Here is a 13,193-nt window from a genome sequence, read left to right as displayed (position 1 = left end):
TTCACGAGCACAACATCAATTTCAAATTGATAAACTCCCCAGCAAATCCCCCAACGTTACCATCAGCATCATCGGGTCTATCGGTGAAGGCTCAAACCCCACTCGCAGATAAAATTCCCGCGCATCATCAGACAACGCATGGACCAGCATCCCGCGAATGCCGATAGTTTCAGCAACCTGAATTACCCGCAGCCCGGCATCGCGCACCAGCGCCCGACCAATGCCCTGACCATACAATGATGTATCTACCGCCAGACGCCCCAGCACCACCACCGGGATCGGATCGGGCATGTTGCGGCGAAAGCGTCCGGGAGCGGCATTCGTTGCTACAGCACGGAGGCCAATGAGTAATACGCCAGTACCTTAGCGTCATCGCAGCAAACGAATGAACCGAAGGAACGAACTGGGCGTTTTTTATCGTATGCATCCCATCATTCTGACCTATCTATGAAAACACGAGTCACGCCATGATTCTTGACAGCAAAGCAGGCGGGACCAAACGGTTTCGGTCCCCCCTCCCCCAATGGCCCGACAACACCTGTTCCTGTCACGACGATGCGCACAGCGTTTCCCGTACTCATGGCGTATATCTCTAAGGTGCTGATGGGTTGAGGACTAACTGGATTTTCAACTGAGCCCGAAGGTTTTGCGTAAACTGGCGTCGACAGGCCCGGCAGGCATAAAGCGGCGCAATTTGCGCAATAGAGAGGCTTGCCCCGCCGGGGTACGGCGCATCTGCCACGGCCCCAGAGCAGCATCAACAATCGTGGTTGCCACCCCCTCAGGATCGGGAGCACTTTTGACACTGTTGACGATGGTTTGTGATGCCTGCCCCCGCTCGCGATCGTAGCTGTCGATTTTGGCGCTGGCCTGCGACGCATTGATATCCAGGTTGGTTCGGGTGAAGGACGGTTCCACCAGCGTGACGCGGATACCAAACTGGCGTACTTCGTGATCCAAACTTTCCATAAGTCCTTCCACCGCATGTTTGGAGGCGGAGTACAACCCCATGTACGGCGCCGGGAGGAAACCGAGTACCGAACTGACATTGACGATCCTCCCGCTACCCTGTGCCCGCATATGCGGCAACACCGCCTGTACCGTGCGCAAAAGACTGAACACGTTGGTATCGAACAGCGCGGCGGCCTCCACTATCGATGTCTCTTCCACTGCGCCGACTAAGCTCGTTCCTGCGTTATTGATAAGCACGTCAATGCGTTGAGTTCGCTCAACGATAGACTGAATACCGCGCTGTACGGCGTCATCGTCACGCACATCCATGTCGATAAGCTCCACACCGGGCAAGGTATTCGCCGTATTGATGTTGCGCACAGTACCGAAGACGACACAGCCCTGGCTGGCAAATTTCTGTGCTACGGCACGTCCTATGCCTGATGACACCCCGGTAACCACCACAACCTTTTGTTTTGACATAGCAAGTCCTCTCAAATCAGATAATAGGAGTGAATTTATGGATCATTAGTGACGGACCGCCTTGATCCTGAACCAGATGGAATACATGGCCGGCAGGAACACCAGTGTGAGGATCGTTCCGGCCAGGGTGCCGCCAATCAGCGTGTAGGCCAGCGTTCCCCAGAACACCGAATGGGTGAGCGGGATAAACGCCAGAATTGCCGCCAGCGCCGTCAGGATTACCGGTCGAGCCCGCTGCACGGTGGCTTCGACGACTGCACGGAACGGATCCAAACCAGCCTGTTCGTTGTGGTGAATTTGTCCAATCAGTATCAGCGTGTTGCGCATCAGGATCCCCGACAACGCGATAAGACCAACCAGTGCGTTGATGCCGAATGGTTGCTGGAACAGGATCAGCGTCGGCACCACGCCGATCAACCCCAGCGGGCTGGTCAGGAACACCATCACCATCGCCGAGAGTGAGCGCACCTGTAAGACGATGATGAGCAGTGTGATAGCCAGCATGATGGGGAAGATCGGCAACATGGCAGCCGTTGCCTTACCTGACTCTTCAATCGACCCTGCTTCTATGATGTGGTAGCCACTCGGCAGCTTTTCGATGATGGGCTGAAGCCGGCGGGTTATCTCGGTTGATACATCCGGCGGCTGTAAACCGTCGGCGATGTCGCCCCGGACGGTGATGGTCGGCATGCGGTCGCGCCGACGCATAATCGACTCTTCCATACGCACATCCACCGCGCCCACTTGAGATAGCGGGATGCGCTGCCCGTTAGCGCCTGCCAGCGTGAAGTCGCCAATTTGAGCCGGGTCGAGTCGGGTATTTCCTGCCGAGCGCGCCACAACCTGCACGGTGCGGATATCCTCTCGTACCGAGGTGACAGGCACGCCGGTCAGCAAGAATTGCAGTTGCTGCGCCACCGCGCTGGAGGTCAGCCCGACAGCCTGCAATCGATCCTGCTGCAAGGTGAAGTGCAGCGTAGGCGTGCGTGTGCCCCAGTCGGCGTTGACGGTGCGCATCATCGGGCTGGCATCCATGACCTGCTGCACCTCAGCGGCGATGTGGCGTAATTGGTCAGGATTCGGCCCCGTAACCCGATAAGCCACCGGGAACGGTGAATAGGGCCCGAATACCAATTGAGTGACGCGTAAGCGGGCCTCAGGGGCCAGGCCATCGGCGATAGCCTGACGCAGCCGGTATTTCAACGCTTCGCGTTCATTCTGGTTGTCGGTGCGCACCACAATTTTGGCAAACGACGGATCAGGTAACTCAGGTCCCATTGAGAAATAGAAGCGTGGCGCTCCCTGGCCGATGTAGGTGGTGACGATCCTGGCCTCCTTTTGTTTGGCCAGCCAGGCTTCCACTTTCGCCGCGCTGGCGCTGGTTTGGGTGATCGCCGTGCCGTAAGGCATCTGTACCTCGACCAACACTTCCGGACGATCAGAGATCGGGAAGAACTGTTTCTTGACCACAGACATACCGAGTATGGCCAGGGTGAACAGGCCTACGACTGAACCGGCAACCAGCCACTTGCGGGTGATGACGCGTCCCAGCAGTTGACGGAAACGGTTATAGCGCGGCGTATCGTAGAGTGCCTCATGGCCGCCTTCGACCTTCCTGAAATCGGGCAGTAGTTTGACGCCGAGATAAGGCGTGAACACCACCGCGACCACCCATGAGGCAATGAGCGCGATGCCGACGATCCAGAACATGTTGCTGGTGTACTCACCCGCAGTAGATCGGGCGAAACCATTCGGCATGAAGCCGACGGCCGTGACCAGCGTGCCGGAGAGCATGGGTGCCGCGGTATGGCTCCAGGCATAAGCAGAAGCGGCGATGCGACTGTAGCCTTCTTCCATCTTCACCACCATCATTTCAATAGCGATGATGGCGTCATCCACCAACAGTCCCAGCGCCAGAATCAGCGAGCCCAGGGTGATGCGGTCGAAGTTCTTGCCTGTCGCCAGCATCACCACAAACACCACAGCCAGCGTCAACGGCACGGCGGCAGCAACCACAACACCCACACGCCAGCCCATGCTGAGGAAACTCACCAGCATCACCACCAGCAGTGCGGCGAAGAATTTCATCATGAACTCATCGACCGCAGAGCTGATGTTTACCGCCTGATCGGTCACTTTGGTCAGGCTCATGCCTAAAGGTAAGCCAGCGTTGATCGTTTTGACCTCGCCATCCAGCGCCTTGCCCAGATCGAGCCCGTTCCAGCCGTCGCGCATGATGATGCCGAGCAGCAGGGCCGGTTCGCCTCCGCTGCGAACCATGAAGGTAGCCGGGTCTTCATAGCCACGCTTGACGGTGGCGATATCCGACAGTTTCAGGGTTCGACCTTGCGTCACCACCGGCGTATCACGGATTTTCCGTAATTCATCGAACGCGCCGTCCAGACGAATAAACACCTCCGGACCGTTGGTCTCAATGGAACCAGCAGGTGTCAGGGCGTTCTGGTTATTGAGCGCGGCGAACACGTCCTGCGGGCTGATTCCCAGCGTTGCAAGCCGCTCATGCGAGAACTCAACATAGATGCGTTCCGATTGCTCGCCGATAATATTGACCTTTTTTACGCCGGGAACATGCAGCAGCCGCTGGCGCAGCGTCTCCGCGTCGCGCACCAACAGCCGCTGTGGTTCGCCTTTCGCCTTGAGTGCAAACAGGGCGAACGTCACATCGGAATACTCGTCGTTCACAAACGGCCCGACTACGCCGGGCGGCAGATTACGCACCTCGTCACCGACCTTTTTACGGGCCTGATAGAACTCTTCCTGCACGTCGGACGGCGGCGTGCGGTCCTGCAATGTCAGCGTGGTGAAGGCAAGACCGGGGCGGGTGTACGTCTCGGTACGGTCATACCAGCGCAGTTCCTGCATGCGCTTCTCGATCTTTTCAGCGACCTGATCCTGCATCTCCTGTGCGGTAGCGCCGGGCCAGGCCGTGATGATCGTCATCACCTTGATCGTAAATGCCGGGTCTTCGGCACGGCCCAGTTTGACGAAGGAGATCCCCCCCGCCAGCGAGATCAACAGAATCAGGAACAGGGTGATGGCGCGTTCGCGTACAGCGAACGCCGACAGGTTGAAACGGCTTTCGCTCACGGGCGACCTCCAGCAACAGTCGTAGCGGCAACCTCAGCGACCCGCACCGCTTCACCTTCGCGCAGCAGATGTGCGCCGAGCGCAACTATCCGTTCACCCTGCTGTATCTGCCCAGTGAGTCGGATGTCGTCGTCCCCCATGTGCTGGACGGCTACCGGACGCCAGGTTACCGTCGCCGGTTCACCACGAATGACCCATACGCCCGGCCCTTTGCCGGCGTCAAATAAGGAACCTATCGGCACCTGCAAGCTATCTTGTGTGGAGGCCTGTTCTTCTGGTACCTGGATCGTAACCGTTGTTCCCAACGGGGCGTCGGCCAGTTCACCTTGCAGTACATAGCGCGCTTCGAATGTGCGCGTCAGCTTGTCTGCCGTGTTGGAGAGTTGTCGCAGGGTGGCCGGACTGCCGTTGCCTGCTTTGCCGAAACGTGTCGCCAGCCCGGTTGATCCGAGCGAGGGGCGCAACGTTTCCGGTAACTGAATAACCGCTTCACGCTGCCCAGCCTGAGCCAGGCGAACCACAGTCTGCCCGGCATTGACCACCTGGCCCGGCTCGGCCAGCGTGTCCATGACGATGCCATCACCATCGGCGATCAGGACGGCATAGCGGCTGGCATTGCGGGCAACGTCGGCCTGCGCTTGTGCCGCACTGAGCTGGGCTTTGGCCGCATCTGCCGCCGCTTTCACCTGGTCATAGGCTGATGCCGATATCGCCCCGGTTCCGCGCAGGCCGCGATAACGGGCTTCATCTTCGGCAGTTTGCAGCGCTCGCGCACGGGCGGCGGCTACCGCCTCCTGCTGCGCACGCGCGGCGAGATCCAGATCGACAGGGTCAAGACGCATGAGCGGCTGACCACGTTTGACCGCTTGCCCCGTATCCACCAGCCGCTCCAGCACTTTGCCGGAGACACGAAATCCCAGCTCACTCTCTATCCGGGCAGCCACAGTCCCCGTGAAAGATCGTGATTCAATCCCTGCTCCCCGGACGATTGCGGCGCGCACCAGCGGTGCTTCAGTACGTGGATCGGATGGTGCTTTTTCACCGCAAGCGGCCAGGGCGAGCGGCAATGTGCAGATGACTGCAAATGAAAGGAAGCGGCGACGAGCCATAGTAGAGTCCCCTTGGCTGATTAATCAGGAGACTCATCTTTAATCACGTGACCAATTTAGTCAATAGTCACTTAATGGCATCGTAACCGCTGTACTATGGCGATAAGCTGCGGAGTATCAGGCTGGACAATTGCGCCGGCGCCTCATCGGTGTGGTCAAAACTATGCTGCAAAATCAGTGGATTAAGATAAGGTCGCATGACGAGATAAATCGCTGCTGTCGTTTCATCAAGAGGGGTCTTGCGTTCAAAATCCCCGCTCTTCCGACCTTCCTGCAAGATGTCCTGCAGTAATATCTGGATGCGTTCCTCATAGGCGCGTGCTGCCTGCCAGCGTTCGGTTGCGGCCGAAGCTGCAATTTCATAAAGCTTTCGATCCTTGAAGAACAAACGAAGGCTCGCTTCAACGATGGCCTTAAACATCCGCCGCAACTTCTCCGGCGGCCGCCCGGCTTCCTCAACAGCAGCACGCACTTCAGCTTCGATCTCTCGCAGGCAGTTGGCGCAAATCATCTCACCAATCACCTGCTTAGATGAGAAGAACTTATAAATATAGGCCTTGGAAAAACCGATGGCTTTGGCGAGGTCAGAAACGGTGGTCTTTTCGTAGCCATACCGGCTGAAGTGTTCGGTCGCTGCGCTAACTATTTGATCTCGAACATCATGGTCAGCCGGGCCCCGGTTCGAAACGGGATAAGGGTTTTCTTTACTCATGGTCTGCAATTTACCCCTGACGTAATACATAGGGGGCAGTTTACCCCCCTGACCTACCCGTTGACAACGAGTGACTATTTTGTAATATGGTCACAACTCAGCACTGTGCCTACATGGGAAAAATATGTTACCCAAGCCTCCTTTTATCGTACTTATCGTGGCTGGTCTGTTAGCCGGTTGCGCCGTCGGCCCTGATTACAACCGGCCCGATACGCCAATGCAGGAAAAATACCTTGGTCAGGCGGCAGTCAATCAACGACATACTGCCACCCGTGCTGAGCTTCTTACATGGTGGGAGGGATTCGGCGATCCGCAATTAACCCGATTTGTCACCCTCGCGCAGGAACAGAATCTCGATCTCGCGCAGGCATCCGCACGGGTGCTGCAGGCTCGTGCCGGTCTTGGTGCGGCGAATGCCGCACTACTGCCTTCCGGCAATATTTCCGGTCAGGCGAGCAGAGCTTACCAGTCTGTCGAAACCCCGTTGGGGAAAGTATTGAATTCGACACCTAATTTTGACCGCTACGGCAATGCTTACGAGGCCAATCTCGGCGCCAGTTGGGAACTGGATGTGTTCGGCGGTTTGCGCCGTGGACGAGAAGCCGCACTCGCTGAGTATCAGGCATCTGAAGCGGGGGCGGTAGCAACGCGTCTGGCGGTAGCCGCACAGACCGCCGACATCTACATCACCATTCGTGGATTGCAGGCTCGTCTGAACGTTGCCCGTCGGCAAGTACAGACGGAACAGGAACTGCTCTCGACCGTTAATCGCTTGTATGACCAGGGGCTGGCGGCGGAACTTCAGGTGAGGCAAACCGAAGGCGTACTGGCGCAGGTGCAAGCATCGGTACCCGTTTTACAAACGGCGCTGGATGCGGCCATGAACGCACTGGATGTGATGCTGGGTTCTGTACCCGGTACGCACCGGGCAGCGCTGGCTGACGCGGGATCCATTCCAGCCGCTCCGCAAATCGCCGCGACCGGATCGCCGGGCGAGCTGCTTCGGCGCCGGCCAGACCTGATCGTGGCTGAACGTCGCTTAGCCGCATCCAACGCGCGTATTGGCGTCGCCGTTGCCGAATATTACCCCAAATTTTCCCTGAGTGGGCTGCTTGGCAGCACGACGACGGTATCCAGCGGCAACCTGTTTACCGGTGGCGCGAGCCAATCGTCCGGTGTGATAGGCCTGCGCTGGCGGCTATTCGACTTTGGCCGCATCAACGCACAGATCAACCAGGCCAAAGGCCAGGAAGCCGAGATGCTGGCAGCCTATCGGCTGGCGGTACTACGGGCCGCTGAAGATGTGGAAAACGCCTTCTCGGCGCTGGTTAACCATGAAGAGCAAGCCCGTGTGCTTATGCGAGGAGTTGACTCATTGAGCCGGGCGCGGGATGCCGCGTTTACGGCTTATCGGCATGGCACCCTCAGCCTGATAGAGGTGCTGCAAGCCGACGAAAATATGCTGCGGGCTTCCGATGCGCAACTGCAGGCACAAACCGAATCCGCACGCGCGGCGGTAGCGGCTTTCAAAGCGCTCGGCGGCGGCTGGCAACCCGGTGAAACGGGAACGGTCGCGCCCGGTCAGCGCGGCCATAACGGCGTTTAAATTTTATACATAACACTGAGTGTCGGGCCTGAATGATGACTAAGTTATTACCGAACGTAAACCGAAGCCATGAGCCGACCGCAAGACAATTGACCACGGATATGCTGGCCGGACCCATCCTGCCGGTCATGCTTCGTCTGGCGTTGCCGACGGTTGCGGTTATGGTGGTGCAGACGCTGGTAGGCGTGATAGAAACCTACTTCGTGAGTTCGCTTGGAGCTGATGTTCTGGCTGGGGTGGCTGTTGTATTTCCCGTGCTGATGCTGATGCAAATGATGACGAACGGCGGCATTGGCGGCGGATTATCATCGGCGGTGGCGCGGGCATCCGGCGCGGGTCAATGGCAGGATGCTCAGGCGCTGGTGTGGCATGGCGTTATTATTGCTGGTGTTATGGGAGCCGCCTTTGCCGCCCTTGTCCTCATTGGCGGTAATACCTTGTATCACTTGATGGGCGTTAAAGGGCCAGCGCTTGCGGCGGCGGTTACCTATTCGAGCGTTGTCTTTGCAGGGGCGCCGCTGATCTGGGTAGTTGCGTTGTTGTCAGCCGCGCTACGTGGAGCGGGCGATACTAAGACTCCTGCGCGTATCACCCTGTTGGGTGCCGCGATCCTACTGCCTTTGTCACCAGCCTTGATTTTAGGGTGGGGGCCAATACCATCATTTGGCGTCGCCGGGGCTGGCCTGGCGATTCTGGTCTATTACCTCTTCGCCACCCTATTGCTGGCAAAGCACATGCGGTCAGCTAAAAGCGTTATCAGGCTATCAACGGCGCCGCTGCGCTCACGGTTGTTCAAGGATATTCTTGGCGTTGGTCTGCTATCCGCTATCGGTACCGTGCAAATCAATTTGACCGTTGCCGTAGTGACCGCCGCGGTAGGTCGGTTTGGACCTGATGCTATTGCCGGGTATGGCATCGCCTCAAGGCTGGATTATCTACAAATCCCTCTGCTGTTTGGTCTTGGTACGGCCATCATGACCATGGTCGGCGTCAATCTTGGAGCGAAGCAAGTGCGACGCGCGCAACGCATTGCCTGGGTTGGCGCAGCCGTCGCGTTTACGTTTACGGAGCTAATCGGACTTGGCGTGGCGGCCTATCCACACCTCTGGCTCACTCTTTTTAGCGCAGATCAGCCCATCGTGACGGCGGGAACCCGCTACCTACAGAACGTAGCGCCGTTCTATGGCGCTATAGGCATCGGCATGGCACTCTATTTCGCCGGTCAAGGTGCGAAACGCGTGCTCTGGCCCGTATTAGCCGGAACCGCACGCATGGCTATCGCGGCTTTGGTGGGATGGCTGGCTGTTACACAGTTTGATGCTGACTTGTCATCGCTTTTCAAGATCGTCGCGCTGAGTGCTTTTGTTTATGGCGCCATAACTGTAGCGGCCAGCTTAGGCATTGGACGGTCAAACCGTTTGGCCATATCGACTGGGGCTTGATTTGGCAAAGTAACATCAAGCTTATCGGGGTAGCCTAATACATCGCCACGGGTTTACAGACACCTCAAAGTCATTTGAAATGACTTAAAAAAAGAGGTGCCTATGAGCGGTAAACGTTATCCCGAAGAGTTTAAAATCGGAGCGCTGAAACAGGTTGTTGGTCTCGGCCATTCTGTTTATAGCGTGGCAACACGCCTTGATATCACCACCCATAGCCTTTACGCCTGGGTAAAGAAGTACGGCTCGGGCTCTTCCACCAATAACGTTCAGTCAGATGCTCAGGCTGAGATCCGACGGCTCCAGAAGGAACTAAAGCAATTTACTGACGGGGCTAATTAAGCAGTTTTGGCTTGAGTCCGGTTGCGTATATGGCTACCGCACGATCCACCTCGAACTTCAAAAATAAGGTAAATACATCTAATGATTTGGCTATTAGAAATAGTAACTTCATTGAAACAAATTTTACCTTTATTAAAGTAATTCCATCTCATCTAATAGAAAAACAATGATATCATCAATATGTTACTATATACGTTTCATTATCGTTTATAAAATAAACCATCACCCACCTATCCGATTTTTAATAAATTACGTAATAACTTCTTCTTGATAATGATTTTTCGATAGGAGAAAATCATCTTGAAATTACTCATAAAAATATTCATCCTTATATTAATATCGGGCTGCACAAATCTAGTAAATAATAAAGCAAACAAGCCGGTAGCTATCTCGCGCAGTACTGATGCTATAGCGGTGGCATCAAGAATATCTCTTCCCGTGATGTCTAAGGTAGTAGCAGGAAATCGTTTTTACTATGTCCGGCTGCGGATTGGAGACGGCCCGGAAACTAATGTTATCCTTGATACAGGTTCTATCGGGCTCCGGGCTATATCTACGGTAGTACCCCATAGAAATCAATTTGGCCGAACTATTGTTTACAGCTATGAGAGCGGCAACGAATTACACGGTAGTGTTTCAAATGAGCGTATTACCGCAGGTGAACATCAACTTGGAATCATACCGATTCAAGTTGTCGATCAATTAAGATGTAGTGCGCAGGTGCCGAATTGCACGGTAGCCAAGCTTGCCCCTTCCACCCCATTTGCACAAGGCATTGACGGCCGTAGTAGCCAAGAATTTGGTGGCATCATGGGTATTCGGCTCTATTCACATGATCGATTGATACCCAATCCTTTAAGAGCCGCGGGCTTTAAGGGGTGGATTGTGCAACTTCCGCGCCCTGGAGAAGAGCAAGGAGCACTTATTCTCAACCCATCAATGGCAGAATTAAAAGGGTTTACTCGAAGCAAAGTAGATAAAAACGGGTCTGTTCCCGCTTGCCTTGATAGTGGCAACGCTACGCAGATCCTATGCCTTCCAACTGTGCTAGATAGCGGCGATCCGCATGTTTTTATTTTTGAACGCAATGTTAAGAACCATGTGATGTCACCGGGCACTTTAGTAAAACTGAGTCTATTTGATGGCGATAGAGACGATCAAAAAGTGGTCTTAAAATTCACTTCAGCCCAAAATCCAGGGAAAGAATCAAAGGAATTATTGCACTACAATCCGGCATTGATTTCTTTTAAATCGCTTAACAGGGTATATGACACACCATTTATTAATTCTGGGTATTTACCGTTTCTTGATTATTTAATTTATTTTGATGCTAAGGATAGCGTTATAGGCATGCAGGAACGAAAAATCGCTAATCCCTCAGGACAACAAACCGTAGCGAATTGACCCTTACTCGAAATGATGTTAATTCCCCTGAACGGAGGTGGTGCCGATGAAAAGTCGCGATTCACCGAAGAACATTGCCCTGACGCAAGAGTAACTAAGCACGCCGGTAGCCAAGGTCTGTCGATGCTATTTCCTTTTGATGGCCGACACAGAGCGTGTCATCGTCCAGAACCCGTCTCATCTCGGAATTAAGCTGCGAACGGCGTAGCGTCGTAGATCACCTCAGTTTCCAGGGCCTTGTTACTCATTTTGGTCATGATAGTTTTCCTTCGTTATGAAAAGAAAACGTAGTCTGGAGCAGCGTAGTGACAGATCCTGTCACCACGGTTAGAGGGATGGCCACCGTCATGCGTGACGTTGAAGAAGCCGTTGAATTTATCGATGAAGAACTGAAACCATTTCCACACTGATCATAAGATTAATATTACAAAGAAAACATATGCCTTCGCAGAAGGCGATTAAACAGTAGCAATGATCGCAATTCAAAACCGGACGACAATTAAATCAGAACAAGAAATTAAAATATTAATCCACTGAAAATATAGAAACAAAAAATTAATCCGCTAAAAATAATCAACAATTGAAAATCTAAAAAATACGAATGCAATGGCAGATGCCATCTATAATTAGTTGGCATTGAAAAACTGAAAGGAAAAAACATGAAGAGAAATAATAAGCGAGTTAACTCTGTTGCTTGCATTATATCGCTGGGCGCATTAATACTTAGCTCATCCGTAACGTTTGCCTGCACACGGCTAGTTTATCTGGGTGATAATAATGAAACGATCACCGCTCGCTCGATGGACTGGAAAAAAGATGTGGGAACAAACTTATGGGTATTCCCACGCGAGTTACCTCGTTCTGGCGAAGCGGGACAGCACTCGCTTAAGTGGGTGTCTAAATATGGCAGCGTCATCGCATCGGCTTACGATATCTCGACAACAGATGGCATCAATGAAAAAGGGTTAGCCGCCAATTTGCTGTGGCTGGTAGAATCAAAATATCCCACTACTGCGCCTACCGCTGAAAAACCGGGGCTAAGTATCGCCGCCTGGGCGCAATATGTGCTGGATAACTTCGCCACCGTCGATGAGGCGGTTCAGGCGCTAAAGCAGGATAAATTTACGCTGGTCACCGCCAATGTTCCTGACGAAGAACGGCTGGCAACGCTGCATTTGTCATTATCCGATGCATCCGGCGATAGTGCGATTATTGAATATATCGACGGCAAACAGGTCATTCACCATAGCCGGGAGTATCAGGTAATGACCAATTCGCCGGTTTTCAACCAGCAATTGGCGCTCAATGCCTACTGGAAAGAAATAGGTGGAAGCGTCATGTTGCCGGGCACGAATCGGGCGGCGGATCGTTTTGTGCGCGCCTCATTCTATGTGGATAATATTGCCAAAAATGAAGGGCATGATAAAGCTTTAGCCAGTGCATTCAGTGTGATACGTAATGTTTCCGTTCCCTACGGTTATACTCTGAAGAATGAATCGGACAAACCGAACAAACTGGATAAATTGAATAAGCCGGCTGGACCAAATGAACCTGATCAACCGAATATCGCCTCAACCCGGTGGCGTAGCGTAATTGATCATAAATCCATGCAATATTTCTTTGAATCGGCCTTATCTCCCAATATCTTTTGGGTCGACCTGAAAAAGATTGATTTCTCTCCACGTGATGGCAGCGCCATGAAACTGGATCTGGGGCCGAACCAAAGTACGATCTACTCCGGGCAGGTTTCAGAGCAATTTAAGAAAGCAGAGCCCTTCAAGTTCGCCGGAATATAAGGTATCACACCAGATTATCCCTTCTCTATGGAGGGATAATCATCTGGCGGATGATATATCAATAGCATGTCAGATAGCCAATTGGTATGAACCAGGAATATACCAGAAAGTATTTAGCGTGCTGGTCAGCGATAGCTGCCAACGCCACTAAGATACTTTTCCACCGATAACGCGAATTAACACGAGCAGTTTTACATCCTGAAGCCGCAAGAGAGAATCTCGCACTATTTTGATATGAGGATA

The 13,193-nt window shown here is 53.7% G+C and carries 8 protein-coding genes and 2 pseudogenes; 5 read left to right on the top strand and 5 right to left on the bottom strand.

Features of this window, described 5'->3' with window-relative positions; all coding sequences use genetic code 11:
* Positions 1 to 21: 21 nt before the first annotated feature.
* From CVE23_RS05015 to CVE23_RS04995, 5 genes and pseudogenes are all read right to left on the bottom strand, one after another.
* Positions 22 to 389: pseudogene (locus CVE23_RS05015) on the bottom strand (GNAT family N-acetyltransferase); the annotation flags it as partial.
* 238 nt (positions 390 to 627) lie between these two features.
* The gene (locus tag CVE23_RS05010; RefSeq protein WP_100849029.1) at positions 628 to 1,434 is read right to left on the bottom strand and encodes an oxidoreductase; all 807 of its coding nucleotides are present in this window, start codon (positions 1,432 to 1,434) and stop codon (positions 628 to 630) included.
* A gap of 45 nt (positions 1,435 to 1,479) precedes the next feature.
* The gene (locus CVE23_RS05005; protein WP_100849028.1) at positions 1,480 to 4,542 is read right to left on the bottom strand and encodes an efflux RND transporter permease subunit; all 3,063 of its coding nucleotides are present in this window, start codon (positions 4,540 to 4,542) and stop codon (positions 1,480 to 1,482) included.
* A complete protein-coding gene (locus tag CVE23_RS05000) occupies positions 4,539 to 5,651 on the bottom strand; it encodes an efflux RND transporter periplasmic adaptor subunit (RefSeq protein WP_038918029.1) in 1,113 nt (370 codons plus the stop codon). The genes CVE23_RS05005 and CVE23_RS05000 overlap by 4 nt, the downstream gene beginning before the upstream one ends.
* 94 nt (positions 5,652 to 5,745) lie before the next feature.
* Positions 5,746 to 6,363, bottom strand: a complete 618-nt coding sequence (locus CVE23_RS04995) for a TetR/AcrR family transcriptional regulator (RefSeq protein ID WP_100850408.1) — start codon at positions 6,361 to 6,363, stop codon at positions 5,746 to 5,748.
* A gap of 124 nt (positions 6,364 to 6,487) precedes the next feature.
* On the opposite strand from CVE23_RS04995, the gene CVE23_RS04990 reads away from it, so the two are divergent.
* The 5 genes and pseudogenes from CVE23_RS04990 to CVE23_RS04970 all read left to right on the top strand — a co-directional run bounded on the left by CVE23_RS04990 (position 6,488) and on the right by CVE23_RS04970 (position 12,950).
* Complete coding sequence (locus CVE23_RS04990) at positions 6,488 to 7,969, top strand: efflux transporter outer membrane subunit (RefSeq protein ID WP_100849027.1); 1,482 nt, start codon at positions 6,488 to 6,490, stop codon at positions 7,967 to 7,969.
* Positions 7,970 to 8,001: 32 nt separating this feature from the next.
* Positions 8,002 to 9,411 carry an MATE family efflux transporter gene (locus CVE23_RS04985; RefSeq protein ID WP_100849026.1) on the top strand — a complete coding sequence of 470 codons (1,410 nt, stop codon included), beginning with the start codon at positions 8,002 to 8,004 and terminating at the stop codon, positions 9,409 to 9,411.
* 102 nt (positions 9,412 to 9,513) lie between these two features.
* A pseudogene (locus tag CVE23_RS04980) lies at positions 9,514 to 9,738 on the top strand (transposase); the annotation flags it as partial.
* Between the two features lie 312 nt (positions 9,739 to 10,050).
* Complete coding sequence (locus tag CVE23_RS04975; protein ID WP_225622640.1) at positions 10,051 to 11,154, top strand: hypothetical protein; 1,104 nt, start codon at positions 10,051 to 10,053, stop codon at positions 11,152 to 11,154.
* Between the two features lie 659 nt (positions 11,155 to 11,813).
* On the top strand, positions 11,814 to 12,950 hold the full coding sequence (locus CVE23_RS04970; RefSeq protein WP_038918025.1) for a linear amide C-N hydrolase: 1,137 nt from the start codon (positions 11,814 to 11,816) through the stop codon (positions 12,948 to 12,950).
* Positions 12,951 to 13,193: the final 243 nt, after the last annotated feature.

It is taken from the genome of Dickeya fangzhongdai, assembly GCF_002812485.1.
In the GTDB taxonomy this organism is placed as follows: Bacteria; Pseudomonadota; Gammaproteobacteria; order Enterobacterales; family Enterobacteriaceae; genus Dickeya; species Dickeya fangzhongdai.
This window is presented reverse-complemented; position numbering and strand designations above follow the sequence as displayed.